Origin of the sequence: Pseudomonas ekonensis (assembly GCF_019145435.1) — a bacterium.
GTDB lineage: Bacteria > Pseudomonadota > Gammaproteobacteria > Pseudomonadales > Pseudomonadaceae > Aquipseudomonas > Aquipseudomonas ekonensis.
This window is the reverse complement of record NZ_JAHSTS010000003.1, coordinates 44,158-63,235: the sequence shown is the minus strand read 5'-3', so window position 1 is coordinate 63,235 and position 19,078 is coordinate 44,158. Positions and strand designations below refer to the sequence as shown.

The following is a 19,078-nucleotide window of genomic DNA, read 5'->3' as shown; positions in this document are numbered from 1 at the left end:
CATTATTTTGTCTGGTTCAGCACCACCAGCAACGCTGCCGTTTGCGCGTCCGGCGTGCCGTCGAAGCGCGAAGGGCGGTAATGCATCTGGAACGCCGCGAGCACGTGGCGGGTCGCCACATCCAGCTCGCCGGTCTGCGGGGTGGCGTAACCCAGCCGCGCCAATTGCATCTGGAACCAGCCGATGTCCGGCAGTTGCGCATCGAACTGCGCCTGCCGCCGGGCGACCGCCTGTTCGTTCGGCCACAGGCCCAAGCCTTCGGCGGCCAAGCGCTTCCAGGGGAAGAGCGGGCCCGGATCGAGCTTGCGCAGCGGCGCGATGTCGCTGTGGCCGATGATGTGGCGCGGGCTGATGCCGTTGCGTTGGCTGATGTCCTTGAGCAGCACGATCAGCGACTGCACCTGGGCTTCGCTGTACGGATACCACACGCGGCCGTTCGGGGTGTCCCGGAAGCCGGGGTTGACGATTTCGATGCCGATGGAGCTGGAGTTCAGCCAGGTGCGCCCTTGCCACTCGCTTTCGCCGGCGTGCCAGGCGCGCAGGTTTTCATCCATCAGTTTGTAGATGGTCGCGTTCTTGTCGTCGCCGATCAGGTAATGGCTGCTGACTTCGCCGTGGGTCAGCAGTTGCAGCGAGCGCTCCAGCGAGGCGGTGGTGTAGTGCACCACCACGTACTGGATGCGGCTGTCGTGGTTGGCCGAAGGGTGGCTGGTGTCGAATCGCGGGCCGCTGGCGCAACCGGCCAGCACGAGCAGCGATACGATGAGGGCAAGGAATTTCATGGTAGAGGGCAGTACACGCAAGACAATAATGCAACAGTGTAACGTACTGCCCGGCCCGGAGACGGCCATCGGCCCGATTTAAACAAAATGGAACAATTGCCCTCAGCCGGCCTCCACCCGGTTGCGCCCGGCGTTTTTTGCCCGATACAGCGCCTGATCGGCTCTTTTGAGCACCTGATCGCTGCGTTCTCCAGGCCGGAACGCCGCCAATCCCATCGAAATGGTGATCGTGACCCGCTCCCCCTTGAAGTGGAACGGGCAAGCCTCGATGGCCGCGCGCAAGGTCTCCAGCAACCGCACACCGACCGCCGGGGTGGTGGCCGGCAGCAGCAGGACAAACTCCTCGCCGCCGAAACGGGCGATGAAATCGGTGCCGCGCAGGCGTTTGCGCAGCACCGTGGCGATGATCTTCAGCACCTTGTCGCCGGCCAGGTGGCCGTAGTTGTCGTTGATCCGCTTGAAGTGGTCGAGGTCAAGCATGGCCAGGCTCAAGGTGTTGCCGTGTTGCTGCCACTGGGTCATTTCCTGCTCGAGCCGCTCGCTCCAGGCAGCGCGGTTGGGCAGGCCGGTGAGGGGATCGATCAGGGCCTTCTGGCGTTGCTCCTCGAGGTGCTCGCGGTAGCCGAGCGCTTCCTGCTCCATGTGGGCCACGCGCTCGGCCAGGCTCTTGAGGCGTGCGGCGACTTCCTGTTCACGGGCGTCGCGCTGCTTCTGGTGCTGGTCCATGGTGCCCAGCAGGCCTTCCAGGTGGTTTTCCAGCACTTGCTTGAGGTCGTCCAGGTCGGCGGCTTCCTGCACGCTGTTCTGCAGGCCGTCGACCTGTTCACGGATCTGCGTGTCCATGGCCCGGGCGGCGGAGCTGTTGTCGGCGTGCCCCTCGCTGGCGGCCTTGAGGTTGCTCTGGAACGCTTCGAGGCGTTCGTTGAGCTGTTGCAGGTACACCTCGAATTCGTGCTGACCGCTGTCGGTGATGGCCAGCATCAACGTCGCCAGATCGTCGAGGATCGGCAGCAGTTCGTACCAGTTCAAGCCGTTCTTCAACCGGTCGCGCATCGCCTCGGCTTGCGGGCGGTGGCGTTCGGGCAGCGTCAGGTCGTCCAGCAGACCGATCAGGGTGTCTTCGATGTGGCGGGCCACCGAGCTGTAGGACGGCTCAGGGGAATCCGGCAGGGCGTAGAGGATGTCGTGCTCGGCCTGTTCGGGGTCGATGGCCGCCAATGCCAGGGCGATGGGCTCGGGCAGAGGCAGGCTGTCGAGGATCATCGCGGCGGTGTTTTCGCCGGGGTGGATCAGCTCGTCCGGGTTGACCGCGACTGGCGCAGGCGCAGGCGCAGGCGCAACCGGAACCGGAACCGGTTCGGGGGGGGCCGCTTCGATGACCGTCGCGACGGGATCCTGTGGCGTGCGTTCGGCGACAGGAGCCTGCGACGTGAAGGCGAATACTTCCGGCTCCGGCTCCGGCTCCGGCTCCGGCAAGCTGGCCGGGCTCGGTAACGGTGCGGGCGCTGCCGCTTCGGTGGCGAGGCTTGCCCCTGGCAGGTGGCCGGCGGGTGCGGTCTCTTCGGGTTCGGCGACTGCGCTCGGGGCAGTCTCTTGTCGCAGGTCGGCCGGCGGGGCGTGCGGCGGCTCGGTGTGTTCGGCAGCGGGAGCCGCCGGCATTGGCGGTGCCGGCTCTGGCTGCTCGTCGTTGTCGCGGTTGCCGAACAGGCGTTGCAGCAGTCCGGGCCGGCCCGGCTCCGCCGGCGTCTCCAGCTGGCTCAGGGCCTTGCCCTGCAGGCCGCTGAGTTCGCTGAGCAGCAGCGGCATTTCCCGGGCCTGGCCGACGCGGTCGTCGAGCTGCTTGGCGAACTTCTTCAGCGGCCGGGCGACTTCCCGCGGCAGCGGCAAGGCCTGCAACTGGGTGACCAGCGCATTCAGCGCGGTGCTGACCTGGTTGATCCGCGTCTCCCGGCGTTGCTCGGAGTCGAGTACGGCCTTTTCCAGGCGCGGCAGCAGGGCGGCGAGGCCGGCGTCCATGTCGTCGGTGCGCACCACGTCGCGCATCTCTTTCATGCATTGGTCGACCACCCGGTCGGTGCCTTCGGCGGCCAGGGTGCTGCGCACCAGGCCACGGCGCAGCAGGTCGAGCCGGGCGTCCCAACGACGTTCGAGCTTTTCCTGCTGTTCGATGCTTTTGAGGTACTTCTCTTTCCAGCGCTGGGCTTCGTCGCTCATTCAGGGCTTCCGCGAAGGGCAGGACTCAACGCGGGCAATGCATCGGCCGTGAGCGAACCCGGCAGACGAATCTCTACCGCGACCGGCAGGTGATCGGAAATCGGTTGCGGCAGCACTTCGACCTTTTCCAGGGTCAGGGTCGGGCTGAGCAGGATATGGTCCAGGCAGCGCTGGGGGCGCCAGCTGGGGAATGTCGCTTCGAGCTGCGGGGCCAGCAGGCCGAGGTCGCGCAGCGGAGAGTGCTGCAGCAGGTCGCTGGCGTGGGTGTTCATGTCGCCCATCAGCACCTGGTGCTTGTAGTCGCCGATCAGGTCGCGGATGTACGCCAGTTGCAGCGTGCGTGCGCGGGGACCGAGGGCCAGGTGCATCATCACCACCACCAGCGCCTCCGCGCCTTCGCCGAAGCGCAGCAGGATGGCGCCGCGGCCCTTGGGGCCCGGCAGCGGATGGTCTTCGATCGCCCACGGCCGCAGGCGGCTGAGCACGCCATTGCTGTGCTGGGCCAGGCGGCCGAGGTTGCGGTTGAGCTGTTGGTACCAGTAAGGGAAGGCGCCGAGCTGGGCGAGGTGCTCGACCTGATTGACGTAGCCCGACCGCAGGCTGCCGCCGTCGGCTTCCTGCAGGGCCACCAGGTCGAAATCGCCGAGCAGGCTGCCGATCTTCTGCAGGTTGCCGGAGCGCCCGGTGTGCGGCAGCAGGTGCTGCCAGCTGCGGGTCAGGTAGTGCCGGTAGCGCTCGGTGGAGATGCCGACCTGGATGTTGAAGCTGAGCAAGCGCAGACGGCTGTCTGCGGGCAGGCCCGTGGACTCCAGGTGATGCTCGTTGACCTGCGGATCATGCAGGCCGACGAGGCGTTCGGCTCTCCAGCGGCGCATGGCGGTCGCCGCGCTTAGTTGGCGGCGGCCTTGTTGGACGCCCGCTCCTTGGCCACCAGTTGGTCAGCCAGCTGCAGTGCCTGCTCGGCGCCGCCGGCCGAGCCGATGTCGAAGCGGTACTTGCCGTTGACGATCATGGTCGGAACGCCGGAGATCTCATACTTCTTGGCCAGCTCGCGGGCCTTGACGATCTGGCCCTTGATGGCGAACGAGTCGAAGGTGGCGAGGAACTTGTCCTTGTCCACGCCCTGGGTGGCGAGGAAGTCGGCCATGTCGTTCTTGTCGGTCAGCTTCTTGTGTTCCTTCTGGATGGCGTTGAACACGGCGGCGTGGACGTTGTGCTCGACGCCCATGGCTTCCAGGGTCAGGAACATCTGGCCGTGGGCGTCCCACGGGCCGCCGAACATGGCCGGGATGCGCACGAAGTTGACGTCGGCCGGCAGCTTCTCGACCCAGGGGTTGATCACCGGCTCGAACGCGTAGCAATGCGGGCAGCCGTACCAGAACAGCTCCACCACTTCGATCTTGCCGGGCACGGCGACCGGCACCGGATTGCTCAGTTCGACGTAAGGGGCGGCAGGGGCCTCGGCGGCCTGGGCGGTCACGCCGAACAGGCTGGCAGCGACGAGGGCGGCGCTGATGATCAGATTACGCATGCTTTACTCCTGGGCAAATGGGTCGCCTCGCGCAGCCTGTCTGCGGACAGGTCGTGGCGGGCATGAGTCCTGTAGTGTAACGGCAGCGGCCACAAAAAAGGGCGGCCAAGGCCACCCTTTTTATACTTGCTTGAGCGGATTAATCGAGCGTTAACGTAACGGGGGGAGTCCCCTGCGCGCAACGCCCGGATCACGCCGGCAAGCCTGGCCTCAGTGCAGGCCTTGAATGTAGCTGGAGACGGCGGCGATGTCTTCGTCGCTCAGCTTGCGGGCGATGGTGCGCATGGTCATGGCGTCGCCGTCGTTGGTGCGTCCGGCTTCTTCCTTGCGGAAATCGGTCAACTGCTTGGCGACGTACTGGGCGTGCTGGCCACCCAGGTGCGGGAACCCGGCGGCCGCGTTGCCGGCGCCGTTCGGGGAGTGGCAGCCGGTGCAGGCCGGCAGGCCTTTTTCGAGGTTGCCGCCACGGAACAGGGCTTCGCCGCGGGCCACGATCTTGGGATCGGCGGCGCCGACGCTGCCTTTCTGGCTGGCGAAGTAGGCGGCGATGTCGGAAAGGTCCTGATCGCTCAGGTTGGTCAGCAGGCCGGTCATTTCCAGGACGGTGCGCTTGCCCGACTTGATGTCGTGCAGTTGCTTGGTCAGGTAGCGTTCGCCCTGGCCCGCCAGTTTCGGAAAGTTTGGCGCCATGCTGTTGCCATCCGGGCCATGGCAGGCACCGCATACGGCGGCTTTGGCCTGGCCGGCGGCGGCATCGCCTGCAGCATGGGCGAAGCCTGAGATTCCCACGGTCAACAGCAGACTCACGATCAGTTTGTTCATCAGCTAATCCAACTACGGCTAAGGGTTAAGAGTTATGGACCGGGCTTACTCTCGCTCATCCAGAGGATGATGGCTCGGTAATCCTCGGCACTGCAGTCCATGCACAAACCACGCGGCGGCATCGCCTTGAAACCCTGGGTCACGTGTTGCACCAGCGTCTCCATGCCCTTGGCCAATCTCGGCGTCCAGGCTTCCCGGTCGCCCATGCGGGGCGCCGTAGGGAGCTGGCCGGAATGACAGGCACTACAGACACGGTTGTACACGGCTTCCGGATCCTGTGCGGCCTGAATGCTGTGAAGCGGCATCAGGAGCCCGGCAGCCAGCAGCCATTTCGTCATAAAACGACCTTTTCAGGGTTGAGAGCGTTCTGCGTTCTGGTGCGCAATCAAGGTCTGTCGCTCTCGTGAACTTCATCCTACGCTGGGACAAAGCGCACACAAAATCTGCGGCATTATATACTGGCGTCACTGAAACGGAAGCGACCTCGCTTGCCGCGCCCATTCCCGGCGCCGTCCACATCGGAAATCCCATGCAGCTCAAGAACCCCATCCTCGGCCTGTGCCAACAGTCCACCTTCATGCTCAGCGCCGCCAAAGTCGATCAATGCCCCAGCGACCAGGGCTACGAAGTGGCCTTCGCCGGCCGCTCCAACGCCGGCAAGTCCAGCGCGCTGAACACCCTGACCCACGCCAGCCTGGCGCGCACCTCGAAAACCCCGGGCCGCACGCAGCTGTTGAATTTCTTCAAGCTAGACGATGAACGCCGTCTGGTCGACCTGCCGGGCTACGGTTATGCGAAAGTGCCGATCCCGCTCAAGCAGCACTGGCAGCGTCACCTCGAGGCTTACCTGGGCGGTCGCGAGAGTCTGATGGGGGTGATCCTGCTGATGGACATCCGTCACCCGATGACCGATTTCGACCGGCTGATGCTCGACTGGGCCGTCGCCGCCGGCATGCCGATGCACATCCTGCTGACCAAGGCGGACAAGCTGACCTACGGCGCCGCCAAGAACACGCTGCTCAAGGTGCAGTCGGAGATCCGCAAGGGGTGGGGCGACACGGTCTCGATCCAGCTGTTCTCCGCGCCCAAGCGCATGGGCCTGGAAGAGGCCTACACCGTGCTGGCGGACTGGATGGAGCTGGCGGACAAAGGCGCCGAAGCGGCGGCCGAGTAAACCGCAGGCAAAAAAAGCCCCGGACTTCATATGGGGAGGGAGAAGTTCCGGGGTTCAAGTTCCGAACCGCTAGGGCGGGGTTCAGATATCTGCCAACACTTAACACAACATAGGAGCATCGAAGGGCTTCACCAGCCATTCAGTAACTCTGAGTGGCCCTTCGCAAGATTAGTTCAGATTTTTTTCAAAAAGCTTTGGAATAACCCCAAGAGCGATCGGAACTAAGCTCGCTCCCGGGCCTTCGCCGCGACGCCATGCCGCAGCGCAGGCCCGTCCCAGACGGCTCAGTGAGCCTCGTCCCAGTTGTTGCCGATACCTACTTCGACCAGCAGCGGAACGTCCAGTTTCGCCGCACCGCTCATGTGCGTGCGGATTTCTTCGCTGACCTGGGCGACCAGGTCTTCGCGGACCTCCAGCACCAGTTCGTCGTGGACCTGCAGGATCACCTTGGCATCCAGCCCCGAGGCCTGCAGCCAGTTGTCCACCGCCACCATGGCTTTCTTGATGATGTCCGCCGCCGTGCCTTGCATCGGCGCGTTGATTGCCGTGCGTTCGGCGGCGGCGCGTTCCTGCGGCTTGTTGGAGTTGATCTCCGGCAGGTACAGGCGGCGGCCGAAGAAGGTCTCCACGTAGCCCTGGTCGGCCGCCTGCTTGCGGGTGCGTTCCATGTAGTCGCGCACGCCGGGGTAACGGGCGAAGTAGGTGTCGATGTAAGCCTTGGCGGTCTTGGTGTCGACGCCGATGTCCTTGCCCAGCTTCTGCGCGCCCATGCCGTAGATCAGGCCGAAGTTGATCGCCTTGGCGCTGCGGCGCTGATCGGAGGTCACTTCGTTGAGTTCGACCTTGAACACTTCGGCGGCGGTGGCGGTGTGCACGTCCAGGTTGTTGCGGAACGCGTTCATCAGGCCGTCGTCGCGGGACAGGTGGGCCATGATCCGCAGTTCGATCTGCGAGTAGTCCGCCGCCAGCAGCTTGTAGCCGGCCGGTGCGACGAACGCCTGGCGGATCCTGCGGCCTTCGGCGGTGCGCACCGGGATGTTCTGCAGGTTCGGGTCGCTGGAGGACAGCCGTCCGGTGGACGCCACCGCCTGATGGTAGGAGGTGTGGATGCGTCCGGTGCGCGGGTTGATCTGTTCCGGCAGACGGTCGGTGTAGGTGCTTTTCAGCTTGCTCATGGAACGGTACTCCATCAGCACCTTCGGCAACCGGTAATCGTCCTCCGCGAGCCGCGCCAGCACGTCTTCGGCGGTGGAGGGCTGGCCGGTGGCGGTCTTCTTCAGCACCGGCAGGCCGAGCTTTTCGTAGAGGATCACGCCCAGCTGTTTCGGCGAGCCCAGGTTGAATTCCTCACCGGCGATCTCGAACGCTTCGCGCTCCAGGGCGACCATCTTGTCGCCGAGCTCGATGCTCTGCACGCCGAGCAGGGCGGCGTCGACGAACGCGCCCTGACGCTCGATGCGCGCCAGCACTGGCACCAACGGGATCTCGATGTCGGTCAGCACGCTGGCCAGGCTCGGGATGGCATCGAGCTTTTCGATCAGGGCCTGGTGCAGGCGCAGGGTCACGTCGGCGTCTTCGGCGGCGTACGGGCCGGCCTGCTCCAGGGCGATCTGATCGAACGTCAGTTGCTTGGCGCCCTTGCCGGCGATGTCCTGGAAGCTCACGGTGGTGTGGTCCAGGTACTTCTGCGCCAGGCTGTCCATGTCGTGGCGGGTGGCGGTGGAGTTCAGCACGTAGGATTCGAGCATCGTGTCGAAGGCGATCCCGCGCACGGTGATGCCGTTGGCCGGGTCGCCGCCGATGGCGCAGTTGGCCAGGATGTTCATGTCGAATTTGGCGTGCTGGCCGACCTTGAGCTTGTTCGGGTCCTCAAGGATCGGCTTGAGCGCGCGCAGCACGGTATCGCGGTCCAGCTGTTCCGGTACGCCGATGTAGGAATGGGTCAGCGGAACGTAGGCCGCTTCATTGGCCAGCACGGCGAACGACAGGCCGACCAGTTGCGCCTGTTGCGCGTCGATACCGGTGGTTTCGGTGTCGAAAGCGAACAGTTCGGCGCTTTTGAGCTTTTCCAGCCAAACATCGAAACGCGCCTGGTCGAGGATGGTCTCGTAGCGGGTCGCGCTGGTCGCCTCCGGCGCTTCGGCGTCGGCGGCGCTGAACAGGTCAGCGGCCGGCTCAGGCTCGGCCGCGGCCTTCAGTTCGACGCGCTTGGCGTCGCGCTCCAGGTCGTTGAGCCAGCTCTTGAACTCCAGCAGGGCGTAGAGCTCGGCCAGTTTCGCGTGGTCTTCCGGGCCCATCTGCAGGTCGTCGAGGCCGACGTCCAGCGGCACGTCGACCTTGATGGTCGCCAGTTGATAGGACAGGAACGCCATTTCCTTGTGCTCTTCGAGCTTGGCCGGCAGGGTCTTGGCGCCGCGGATCGGCAGGGTCGGCACGATGTCGAGCTGCGCGTAGAGTTCGGTCAGGCCGCCGTTGACGCCCACCAGCAGGCCGGAGGCGGTCTTGGGGCCGATGCCGGGAACGCCGGGAATGTTGTCGGAAGAGTCGCCCATCAGGGCCAGATAATCGATGATCTGCTCCGGTGCGACACCGAACTTCTCCTTTACGCCCTCCACGTCCATCGAACTGCCGGACATGGTGTTGACCAAGGTAATGTGCCCGTCGACCAGTTGCGCCATGTCCTTGTCGCCGGTGGAGATGATCACCGGACGGTCGGCGGCCGCGCTGCTGCGGGCCAGGGTGCCGATCACGTCGTCGGCCTCGACGCCTTCGACGCACAGCAGCGGGAAGCCGAGGGCGATCACGCTCTGGTGCAGCGGCTCGATCTGCACGCGCATGTCATCGGGCATGCTCGGCCGGTTGGCCTTGTACTCGGCATACATTTCGTCGCGGAACGTCCCGCCCTTGGCGTCGAAGACGACGGCGAAGGGGCTGTCCGGATATTGCTTGCGCAGGCTCTTGAGCATGTTCAGCACGCCTTTGACCGCACCGGTCGGCATGCCTTTGGAGGTGGTCAGCGGCGGCAGCGCATGAAAGGCGCGGTACAGGTAGGACGAACCGTCCACCAGGACGAGGGGGGCTTGGCTCATGTGCAGGATCAACCTTTTCGGCGGGTCCGGCGCTAGAATAGCGGGACCGTTGACGACAAAGGGACAAGGTTATCATGCGTACGTTAAATCGCTTGCTGCTGGTCAGTCTGATCGCTGTCTCACCGCTGGCCGCGATCGCGGCGGATGATGCGCCGTCGGCGGATCCGGAGGTCACCATTCGCACGGAGGGCGACAGGACGATCCAGGAATACCGCCAGAACGGGTTCCTGTATGCGATCAAAGTCACCGTGAAGGGCGCGCCGCCGTACTTTCTGGTGCGTGCCGACGGTACCGACGCGAACTTCATCCGTTCGGACCAGCCGGATATGCTGATTCCGTCCTGGAAGATCTTTGAATGGAAGTAGTTCCTTAATTTCACCCGGCGCCGGCCCGACCCCGGCGCCAGAACTGAGCAGTTTTTGACCATGTCTGTGTTCACCCCCCTGGCTCGGCCCGAGCTGGAAACCTTTCTCGCCCCTTACGGGCTCGGCCGTCTGCTCGATTTCCAGGGGATCGCCGCCGGCAGCGAAAACACCAATTTCTTCATCAGCCTGGAGCAGGGCGAGTTCGTCCTGACCCTGGTCGAGCGCGGCCCGGTGCAGGAGATGCCGTTCTTCATCGACCTGCTCGACGTGCTGCACCAGGCCGACCTGCCGGTGCCGTACGCCCTGCGCACCACCGACGGCGAGGCCCTGCGCGAGCTCAAGGGCAAGCCCGCGCTGCTGCAGCCGCGCCTGGCCGGCAAGCACATCAAGCAGGCCAACGCCCAGCACTGCGCACAGGTCGGCGAGCTGCAGGCCCATCTGCACCTGGCGACCCAAGGCGCCAACATGATCAAGCGCAAGACCGACCGCGGCCTGGACTGGATGCTGGAGGAGGGGACGCAGTTCCTGTCGCACCTGGGCGCCGAACCGCGGGCGCTGCTGCAAAAGGCGCTGGACGAAATCACCGCGCAGAAAGAGAAGGTCCTCGCGTTGCCGCGGGCGAACATCCACGCCGACCTGTTCCGCGACAACGCCATGTTCGAAGGCACGCACCTGACCGGGCTGATCGACTTCTACAACGCCTGCTCGGGGCCGATGCTCTACGACGTGGCCATCGCCTTGAACGACTGGTGCTCCGACGACGCCGGTCAGATCGACGGCCAGCGGGCGCGGGCGTTTCTGGGGGCCTACGCGGCGCTGCGTCCGTTCACGGCGGCGGAAGCCGAGCTGTGGCCGGTGATGCTGCGGGTGGCGTGCGTGCGGTTCTGGCTGTCACGCCTGATCGCGGCGGAGTCGTTCGCCGGTCAGGACGTGCTGATCCACGATCCGAAGGAGTTCGAGCAGCGGCTGGCGCAGCGCCAGGCCGTCAGCGTCCGGTTGCCGTTCGCTCTCTGACTGGATGGCGAGCGGGCTTGCTCGCGCCGGGCGCCATGCCCCTTCAAGGTTCCGCGCAGTCGACGGAACCTTGAGCGCTCAAGCGGGGGCAAGCGCCCTCGCCACAGCGCTTACAGCGACTCCAGGCAGCCCGCCAGGTCGTTGCCCAGTTTTTCCAGCACTTGCTCGTAGCCTTGGGCGGTCGCCGGGGTGTAGCCGCCGAGCGCATCCAGTTCCGCCAGTTTCACCGGCAGCCCGGCCACCAGGGTTTCCGCCAGGCGCGGGCGCAGCGGCGGTTCGCTGAACACGCAGGTCTTGCCGACTTCCTGCAGCCGCGCCCGCATCGCCGCCACGTGCTGCGCGCCCGGCTGCACCTCCGCCGCGACGCTGAACACGCCGGCGTGCTTGAGGCCGTAGGCGTCTTCGAAGTAGTCGAAGGCTTCGTGGAACACGAAGTAGGGTTTGCCTTCGATGCCGGCCAGGCGTTTCTTCAGGCGTGCGTCCAGCGCATCGAGGCGCCCGTCGAACGCCTTGGCGTTGCTTTGGTAGCGCTGGGCGTTGGCCGGGTCGGCGACGCTCAGGTCGGCGGCCATCTTGTCGGCGATCACCCGTGCGTTCACCGCAGACAGCCACAAATGCGCGTCCAGGGTGCCCGGGCGGTGGTCGTGGTCATGCTCGTCGGCCTCTTCGGCGTGCGAGTGGCTGTCCTCGGCGAAGCGGCGCAGCTTCAGGCCGGGCAAGTCCTGCACCGCGACGCTCGGCAGGGTGCGGCCGTTCAGCACGCGGGGCAGGAAACCTTCCATGTCCGGGCCGATCCAGTACAGCAGATCCACCGACTGCACCTTGCGCACGTCGGACGGGCGCAGGGCGTAGTGGTGCGGCGAGGCGCCGGGCGGCAGCAGCACTTCGGGAATCGCTACGCCGTCCTGCACGGCGGCGGCGATCAGTTGCAGCGGCTTGATGCTGGTGAGCACCTTGACCTCGGCCTGGGCCGGGCCGATCAGCAGGAAACCGGTGACGAATGCGACAAAAACAGAAAAAAGTCGGGACACGATGACCACTCAAGGAGGCGAGAACGGGTAACATAATAACGTCTCTAGCCAAACTCGTCGCCGCTCATGCCCATTACACCGATTGCCAGCCGCCCCCACGACCACTCTCATTGCGTGCACAGCGCTTTGTCCGAGGCCGACGCCCTGTGCGCACGCAAGGGCCTGCGCCTGACCGCGCTGCGCCGGCGGGTGCTGGAACTGGTCTGGCAGAGCCACAAGCCGCTGGGCGCCTACGACATCCTCGCGGTGCTGAGCGAGCAGGACGGCCGCCGCGCCGCGCCGCCGACCGTGTACCGGGCGCTGGATTTCCTGCTGGAGAACGGCCTGGTGCACCGCATCTCCTCGCTCAACGCCTTCATCGGCTGCGTCCACCCGGAACACGCGCACCAGGGCCAGTTCCTGATCTGCCGCCAATGCCACGCCGCCATCGAGCTTGAGCAGAAGGCCATCAGCGACGCGATCATCCACAGCGCCAAGGATGTCGGCTTCGTCGTCGAGACCCAGACCGTCGAAGTGGTCGGCCTCTGCTCCGGCTGCCGGGGGGCTTGATGAGCGACACGCTGATCCGTCTCGAGCAGGTCGCGGTCCGGTTCGCCGGGCAGAGCGTGCTGGACAACATTCACCTGAGCGTCGAGCCGGGGCAGATCGTCACCCTGATCGGCCCCAACGGCGCGGGCAAGACCACCCTGGTGCGCGCCGTGCTCGGGTTGCTGAAGCCGGACAGCGGCCGCGTCTGGCGCAAGCCGAAGCTGCGGGTCGGCTATATGCCGCAGAAGCTGCATGTCGATCCGACCTTGCCGCTGTCGGTGCTGCGCTTCCTGCGCCTGGTGCCGGGCGTCGACCGCGCGCGGGCCCTGGCGGCGCTCAAGGAAGTCGGCGCCGAGCACGTCATCGACAGCCCGGTGCAGAGCGTTTCCGGCGGTGAGATGCAGCGCGTGCTGCTGGCCCGGGCGCTGTTGCGCGAGCCCGAGCTGCTGGTGCTCGACGAGCCGGTGCAGGGCGTCGACGTGGCCGGCCAGGCCGAGCTGTACAGCCTGATCACGCGGCTGCGCGACCGCCACGGCTGCGGTGTGCTGATGGTCTCCCATGACCTGCACCTGGTGATGAGCACCACCGACCAGGTGGTCTGCCTCAACCGTCACGTCTGCTGTTCCGGGCATCCCGAGCAGGTCAGCGGCGACCCGGCCTTCGTCGAGCTGTTCGGCAACAACGCACCGAGCCTGGCGATCTATCACCACCATCACGACCACGCCCACGACCTGCACGGTTCGGTGGTCAAGGCGGCCCCGGCGGGCCAACCCCATGTTCACGGAGATGGCTGCAAGCATGGCTGATTTTCTGTTCTACGCCCTGCTTGCAGGTCTGGCGCTGGCGGTGGTCGCAGGGCCGTTGGGCTCGTTCGTGGTCTGGCGGCGCATGGCCTACTTCGGCGACACCCTGTCCCACGCCGCCCTGCTGGGCGTGGCCCTGGGCTTTCTGCTGGATGTCAGCCCGACCGTGGCGGTCACCGTCGGCTGCCTGTTGCTGGCGGTGGTGCTGGTGACGCTGCAGCAGCGACAGCCGCTGGCCTCCGACACGCTGCTGGGAATTCTCGCGCCGAGCACGCTCTCCCTTGGCCTTGTGGTACTAAGCTTCATGCATGAAGTGCGGATCGACCTGATGGCCTATCTGTTCGGCGACCTGCTGGCGATCAGCCCCACCGACCTGGCCTGGATCCTCGGCGGCAGCGCGGCGGTGCTGGCATTGTTGGTGACGCTGTGGCGGCCGCTGCTGGCGATCACCGTCCACGAAGAGCTGGCCAAGGTCGAAGGCCTGCCGGTGGCCGGGCTGCGCATGGCGCTGATGCTGCTGATCGCGGTGGTGATCGCGGTGGCGATGAAGATCGTCGGCGTGCTGTTGATCACCTCGCTGCTGATCATCCCGGCGGCTGCGGCACAACGTCACGCCCGTTCCCCGGAGCAGATGGCGCTGGGCGCCAGCCTGTTGGGCATGTTGGCCGTGTGCGGCGGGCTGGCGCTGTCCTGGTTCAAGGACACCCCGGCCGGCCCTTCGATCGTTGTGACGGCGGCCGCACTGTTTCTGCTCAGTTTTGTCCTGCCCCGTCGAGGGGTGTAGACTTGCTCGCTTTTTGCGCAATTAGAGAGTCGCAGGAATGAAGCCGTTCGCCTCCCGTTATCTGCTCCTTGTCGCATTTTCCGTGCTGCTGGGCGCTTGCCAAAGCACGCCGCCGGTGGCCGAAGCCCCCGACGCGCGGGCCACGGCCATCGCACAACTGGAGCAAAGCCTGGCCAGCAGCGAACTGGCCACCGCCGAAGACCAATTGGCGGCCTTGCAGGCTGAAACCCCCAACGATCAGTCCCTGGAGCAATACCAGCGGCAGTTGGCGGAGGCTTACCTGCGCCGCAGCCAGATCGTGCTGCAGAAGGGCGACGTGAACGCCGCCGCCATGGCCCTGAGCCGTGCCCGCGCCTTGATGCCCAAGGCCCCGGCCCTGACCGGCGGTGTCAACGGCGCCATCACCGAAGCCCGCAAGGCCGAGCTGGAAAAGGCCGAAGCGGCGTTGCAGGCCGCTGAGTCCAAGCCCAAGGCACGGGTGATAGACCCGACCGCCGAAAGCACCACGGTGGCGCTGAACATCACCGATAGCCGCAAACTGCGTCGGCAACTGGATGCGATCGCCGCCGATGTGGTGAATTACGACTGCGCGGTGACCCTGCAGGCCCCGCGCACCGACGACTACCCGTGGCTGGCGACCTTGCTGACCAAGCGGGTGAAGAAGCTGGATCCGGACTTCGACCTGCAGATCCGCAAGCAGACCGTGCGCACCGTGCCGGCGCAGATGGTCTTGAGCCCGCGCAAGCCATAAGCGCTTCGCCGGCAGGCCGGCTCCTACAGGATAGGGAACACCGCTGAACCCTGCAGGAGCCCGCCTGCTGGCGATGGCGCCCTCATGGGCACCGGGGAACCCTCAGGCGGGAACCGCCTTGGCCTTGGCTTCCCGCGCCCAAACCCGGTGCTGCCCGATCGCGGCAAAGAACGCCTGGGTCAGCGCCCCGACGTCCTTGCCTGCCACCAGTCCCGCATCCTTCTCCAGCTTCAGCACATCCAGCAATTGTTCCGCCTCGCCCTGCAAGGCGATCGCCTTCAGGTGCTTGTACGCCTCCAGCAGGTAGTGCAGCGCCACGCCGTCACCGCCCAATGCGTTGACCGACGCCGCGCCGCCCGGCACGAACACCGCGTCGAAAGCCACCGACGGCATGCCTTCCATCGACGCGTCCACTGCCAGAGGCTTGCCGTTGGCGGCCTTGAGCGGTGCCGAGGTCGGGCCGAGCAGCTTCGCGTGGGCGCCTTCGGCCTTGAGCGCTTTTTTCATGGCATCGATGGCTGCGCTATCGACGCCGTTGGCGGCGAGAATCGCTACTTTCCGGGTTTTGATGGTGTCCGGCAGCAAGTTGACCTGACTCAATGCCGGCGAGCGCTTCAGCGAGGTCTTGCGCACCGCCACCGTGCCTTTGGCCGGCGTCGGCAGGCCCAGGTTTTCGGCCACGCGCCGGGCCAGTCCCAGGTCGATGTTGGCGAGGATGTCATTGACCTCCCGGGCCCGGATGGCCTCTCGCTCCACCTTGCCCAGCTCGAAGCTGTAGGCCGCGATGATGTGCTCCTGCTCGTGGGGGCTCATGCTGTTGAAGAACAGCCGGGCCTGGGAGAAGTGATCGCCGAAGGATTCGCTGCGTTGGCGGATCTTGTTCGCGTCGATGCGCTCCGGATAGCTCTCGAAACCGCCGTCCTGCGCGGCTGGCGGAGTCTCCTTCGGCCAGCCGCCGTCGATCGAGTTCGGCTCGTAGGCGGCGCGGCCCTTGTCGAGGGTCGAGCGGTGCTGGGCGTCCCGTTGGCCGTTGTGGAACGGCGCCAGCGGACGGTTGATCGGCAGCTCGTGAAAGTTCGGCCCGCCGAGTCGGCTGATTTGCGTATCGGTGTAGGAAAACAGGCGCCCCTGCAGCAAAGGATCGTTGGAAAAATCGATCCCCGGCACGATGTGGCCGGGGCAGAATGCGACCTGCTCGGTTTCGGCGAAGAAGTTGTCCGGGTTGCGGTTGAGGGTCATCTTGCCCAGCGGCGTGATCGGCACGATCTCCTCGGGAATCAGCTTGGTAGGATCGAGCAGGTCGAACTCGAAGTCATGCTCGTGCTGTTCCTCGATGATCTGCACCCCCAGTTCCCATTCCGGGTAGTCCTCGGTCTCGATGGCCTCCCAGAGGTCACGGCGATGGTGGTCGGTGTCCTTGCCGGCGAGCTTCTGGGCTTCGTCCCACACCAGCGAGCAGGTGCCGGCGGTGGGGCGCCAATGGAACTTGACGAAGCGCGAGGTGCCTTCGGCATTGACCAGCCGAAAGGTGTGCACGCCGAAGCCCTGCATGCTGCGCAGGCTTTTCGGGATCGCTCGGTCGGACATGGCCCAGATCACCATGTGCGCCGACTCGGGCACCAGCGAAACGAAATCCCAGAAGGTGTCGTGGGCCGAGCCGCCGGTGGGGATCTCGTTGTGCGGCTCGGGTTTCACCGCATGGACGAAGTCGGGGAACTTCACCGCGTCCTGGATGAAGAAGACCGGCATGTTGTTGCCCACCAGGTCGAAATTGCCTTCCTCGGTGAAGAACTTCACGGCAAAGCCGCGCACGTCGCGCACCGTGTCGCCGGAGCCGCGCGGCCCCTGCACGGTGGAAAAGCGGACGAACACCGGCGTTTTCTTCGCCGGATCCTGCAGGAAGCCGGCCTTGGTCAGCGCCGAATGGTTCCCGTAGCTCTGGAAGAAGCCGTGGGCGCCGGCGCCGCGGGCGTGGACGATGCGTTCGGGGATGCGCTCATGGTCAAAGTGCGTGATCTTCTCACGCATGATGAAGTCTTCCAGCAGCGACGGCCCGCGGTCGCCGGCCTTGAGCGTGTTCTGGTTGTCGGCGATCTTGACGCCCTGGTTGGTGCGCAGGGCCTGGCCGGTGGCGTCGGAGCGGAACGGCTCCAGGCGGTCGAGCTTGGCGTTGGTGTTGGCGCGGTCGGGGGTGTCCGTGCCGGCCAGTCGGCTTTTCTCTGCAGCGGTTTTTTTGGTGCTCATCAGGCTTGAACTCCTCATTCGGGTCAGGCCCCGTCAGGTTTTCCGGCGCGGTGCCGATAGCCATGGGGCATTTCCAGGGGTTATTCGAGTGACTGACCGAGGCGCCGCGGCGTTCCTTTTTTATGACCTTTGATCGCGTTATTGCCAAAAGAAAGGTTGTTTGCGAAATAAATGCTAAGAACCTCTATACGGACAGGCTAAAATGCGCGCCCGGCTAACCGCTGACCCTTTTCAACGCGCCCCACAAGGTTCGCTACGTGATCGAGTTTCAAAACGTCCATAAGACTTACCGCGTTGCCGGTAAGGACATCACTGCGCTGCACCCGACCCGTCTGTCGATTGAGAACGGTCAGGTGTTCGGCCTGATTGGCCATTCCGGCGCAGGGAAAAGCACCCTGCTGCGGCTGATCAATCGCCTGGAGGACGCCAGCGGCGGCAAGATCATCGTCGACGGCGAAGAGATCACCGCGCTGGACGCCAACGGCCTGCGCCGTTTCCGGCAACAGGTCGGGATGATCTTCCAGCACTTCAACCTGCTGGCGTCCAAGACCGTGGCCGACAACGTCGCGCTGCCGCTGACCCTGGCCGGCGAACTGTCGCGCAGCGAGATCGACCGCCGCGTGGCCGAACTGCTGGCGCGGGTCGGCCTGTCCGACCACGCCAAGAAGTACCCGGCGCAACTGTCCGGCGGCCAGAAGCAGCGCGTCGGCATCGCCCGCGCCCTGGCGACCAAGCCGAAGATCCTGCTGTGCGACGAGGCCACCAGCGCCCTCGACCCGCAGACCACCGCTTCGGTGCTGCAACTGCTGGCCGAGATCAACCGAGAGCTGAAACTGACCATCGTCCTGATCACCCACGAGATGGACGTGATCCGCCGCGTCTGCGACCAGGTGGCGGTGATGGACGCCGGCACGATCGTCGAGCAAGGCCCGGTGGCCGACGTGTTCCTGCATCCGAAGCACCCGACCACCAAGCGTTTCGTCCAGGAAGACGAGCAGATCGACGAAAACGAGCAGCGCGATGACTTCGCCCACGTGCCGGGCCGCATCGTGCGCCTGACGTTCCAGGGCGACGCGACCTACGCGCCGCTGCTGGGCACCGTCGCCCGGGAGACCGGGGTGGACTACAGCATCCTGGCCGGCCGCATCGACCGCATCAAAGACGTTCCCTACGGGCAATTGACCCTCGCCGTCACCGGCGGCGACATGGACGCGGCGTTCGCCCGCTTCACCGCCGCCGACGTTCACATGGAGGTGCTCCGCTGATGGAACTGCTCAAGTCCCTGTTCGAAAACATCGACTGGCTGGAAATCTGGCTGGCCACCGGCGACACCCTGATGATGCTCGGCGGCTCGCTGCTGTTCACCGTCCTGCTGGGCTTGCCGCTGGGCGTGCTGCTGTTCCTGTGCAGCCCGCGCCAGCTGCTGGAGAACCGCGGCGTCTACGCGATCATGTCGCTGGTGGTGAACATCCTGCGTTCTCTGCCGTTCATCATCCTGCTGATCGTGATGATCCCGTTCACCGTGCTGATCACCGGCACGTCGCTGGGCGTTGCCGGTGCGATTCCGCCGCTGGTGGTGGGCGCGACGCCGTTCTTCGCGCGGCTGGTGGAAACCGCCCTGCGCGAGGTGGACCGCGGCATCATCGAAGCGACCCAGTCGATGGGCGCGACCACCCGGCAGATCATCGTCAACGCGCTGCTGCCGGAGGCCCGTCCGGGCATCTTCGCGGCGATTACGGTGACAGCGATTACACTGGTGTCCTACACGGCGATGGCCGGTGTGGTCGGCGCCGGCGGTCTGGGCGACCTGGCGATCCGTTTCGGCTACCAGCGCTTCCAGACCGACGTGATGGTCGTGACCGTGGTGCTGCTGCTGATCCTGGTGCAAGTGCTGCAAATGGCGGGCGACCGGCTGGTCGTCCACTTCTCGCGCAAATAATCGATCC

The 19,078-nt window shown here is 65.4% G+C and carries 18 protein-coding genes; 9 read left to right on the top strand and 9 right to left on the bottom strand.

Annotation, left to right across the window (positions count from 1 at the left end; translation table 11 throughout):
* Positions 1-2: 2 nt before the first annotated feature.
* The 6 genes from KVG96_RS24275 to KVG96_RS24250 form a co-directional block, all read right to left on the bottom strand.
* Positions 3-782, bottom strand: a complete 780-nt coding sequence (locus tag KVG96_RS24275; protein WP_217894329.1) for an N-acetylmuramoyl-L-alanine amidase — start codon at positions 780-782, stop codon at positions 3-5.
* 102 nt (positions 783-884) lie between these two features.
* A complete protein-coding gene (locus KVG96_RS24270) occupies positions 885-2,996 on the bottom strand; it encodes a GGDEF domain-containing protein (protein WP_217894328.1) in 2,112 nt (703 codons plus the stop codon).
* Entirely contained in the window at positions 2,993-3,871 is an 879-nt protein-coding gene (locus KVG96_RS24265; RefSeq protein ID WP_217894327.1) for an endonuclease/exonuclease/phosphatase family protein, read from the bottom strand. Before KVG96_RS24265 ends, KVG96_RS24270 begins: the two co-directional genes overlap by 4 nt.
* A gap of 14 nt (positions 3,872-3,885) precedes the next feature.
* Positions 3,886-4,527: a thiol:disulfide interchange protein DsbA/DsbL gene (locus KVG96_RS24260; RefSeq protein ID WP_217894326.1), complete on the bottom strand. Its 642-nt coding sequence runs from the start codon at positions 4,525-4,527 to the stop codon at positions 3,886-3,888.
* A gap of 210 nt (positions 4,528-4,737) precedes the next feature.
* Positions 4,738-5,349, bottom strand: coding sequence for a c-type cytochrome (locus tag KVG96_RS24255; RefSeq protein ID WP_217894325.1), 612 nt, complete (start codon positions 5,347-5,349; stop codon positions 4,738-4,740).
* Positions 5,350-5,381: 32 nt separating this feature from the next.
* Positions 5,382-5,687 carry a c-type cytochrome gene (locus tag KVG96_RS24250; protein ID WP_217894324.1) on the bottom strand — a complete coding sequence of 102 codons (306 nt, stop codon included), beginning with the start codon at positions 5,685-5,687 and terminating at the stop codon, positions 5,382-5,384.
* A 191-nt stretch (positions 5,688-5,878) separates the two neighbouring features.
* Here KVG96_RS24250 and yihA point away from each other — a divergent pair, with 191 nt between their 5' ends.
* Positions 5,879-6,523 carry a ribosome biogenesis GTP-binding protein YihA/YsxC gene (gene yihA, locus KVG96_RS24245; protein WP_217894323.1) on the top strand — a complete coding sequence of 215 codons (645 nt, stop codon included), beginning with the start codon at positions 5,879-5,881 and terminating at the stop codon, positions 6,521-6,523.
* Positions 6,524-6,807: 284 nt separating this feature from the next.
* Here yihA and polA read toward each other — a convergent pair whose 3' ends face one another.
* Positions 6,808-9,612 (bottom strand): DNA polymerase I, encoded by a 2,805-nt coding sequence (gene polA / locus KVG96_RS24240; RefSeq protein ID WP_217894322.1) that lies wholly within the window; start codon positions 9,610-9,612, stop codon positions 6,808-6,810.
* A gap of 74 nt (positions 9,613-9,686) precedes the next feature.
* On the opposite strand from polA, the gene KVG96_RS24235 reads away from it, so the two are divergent.
* Positions 9,687-9,977 (top strand): DUF2782 domain-containing protein, encoded by a 291-nt coding sequence (locus KVG96_RS24235; protein WP_085630392.1) that lies wholly within the window; start codon positions 9,687-9,689, stop codon positions 9,975-9,977.
* Positions 9,978-10,037: 60 nt separating this feature from the next.
* Positions 10,038-10,991, top strand: coding sequence for a homoserine kinase (locus KVG96_RS24230; RefSeq protein WP_217894321.1), 954 nt, complete (start codon positions 10,038-10,040; stop codon positions 10,989-10,991).
* Positions 10,992-11,101: 110 nt separating this feature from the next.
* On the opposite strand, the gene KVG96_RS24225 is transcribed toward KVG96_RS24230, so the two are convergent.
* Positions 11,102-12,031 carry a zinc ABC transporter substrate-binding protein gene (locus KVG96_RS24225; protein WP_217894320.1) on the bottom strand — a complete coding sequence of 310 codons (930 nt, stop codon included), beginning with the start codon at positions 12,029-12,031 and terminating at the stop codon, positions 11,102-11,104.
* Between the two features lie 57 nt (positions 12,032-12,088).
* On the opposite strand from KVG96_RS24225, the gene KVG96_RS24220 reads away from it, so the two are divergent.
* The 4 genes from KVG96_RS24220 to KVG96_RS24205 are packed head-to-tail and all read left to right on the top strand — an operon-like array spanning position 12,089 to position 14,888.
* Positions 12,089-12,571 carry a Fur family transcriptional regulator gene (locus KVG96_RS24220; protein ID WP_217894319.1) on the top strand — a complete coding sequence of 161 codons (483 nt, stop codon included), beginning with the start codon at positions 12,089-12,091 and terminating at the stop codon, positions 12,569-12,571.
* On the top strand, positions 12,571-13,356 hold the full coding sequence (znuC, locus tag KVG96_RS24215; protein ID WP_217894318.1) for a zinc ABC transporter ATP-binding protein ZnuC: 786 nt from the start codon (positions 12,571-12,573) through the stop codon (positions 13,354-13,356). The genes KVG96_RS24220 and znuC overlap by 1 nt, the downstream gene beginning before the upstream one ends.
* Positions 13,349-14,137: a zinc ABC transporter permease subunit ZnuB gene (gene znuB, locus KVG96_RS24210; RefSeq protein WP_085579404.1), complete on the top strand. Its 789-nt coding sequence runs from the start codon at positions 13,349-13,351 to the stop codon at positions 14,135-14,137. Before znuC ends, znuB begins: the two co-directional genes overlap by 8 nt.
* Before the next feature lie 37 nt (positions 14,138-14,174).
* Positions 14,175-14,888: a PA5502 family lipoprotein gene (locus KVG96_RS24205; RefSeq protein WP_217894317.1), complete on the top strand. Its 714-nt coding sequence runs from the start codon at positions 14,175-14,177 to the stop codon at positions 14,886-14,888.
* Positions 14,889-14,990: 102 nt separating this feature from the next.
* Here KVG96_RS24205 and katE read toward each other — a convergent pair whose 3' ends face one another.
* Positions 14,991-17,132 (bottom strand): catalase HPII, encoded by a 2,142-nt coding sequence (gene katE, locus KVG96_RS24200; RefSeq protein WP_217894316.1) that lies wholly within the window; start codon positions 17,130-17,132, stop codon positions 14,991-14,993.
* Between the two features lie 257 nt (positions 17,133-17,389).
* On the opposite strand from katE, the gene KVG96_RS24195 reads away from it, so the two are divergent.
* Positions 17,390-18,397, top strand: coding sequence for a methionine ABC transporter ATP-binding protein (locus tag KVG96_RS24195; protein ID WP_085579410.1), 1,008 nt, complete (start codon positions 17,390-17,392; stop codon positions 18,395-18,397).
* Positions 18,397-19,071 (top strand): methionine ABC transporter permease, encoded by a 675-nt coding sequence (locus KVG96_RS24190; RefSeq protein ID WP_085638757.1) that lies wholly within the window; start codon positions 18,397-18,399, stop codon positions 19,069-19,071. The genes KVG96_RS24195 and KVG96_RS24190 overlap by 1 nt, the downstream gene beginning before the upstream one ends.
* The last annotated feature ends 7 nt before the right edge of the window (positions 19,072-19,078 follow it).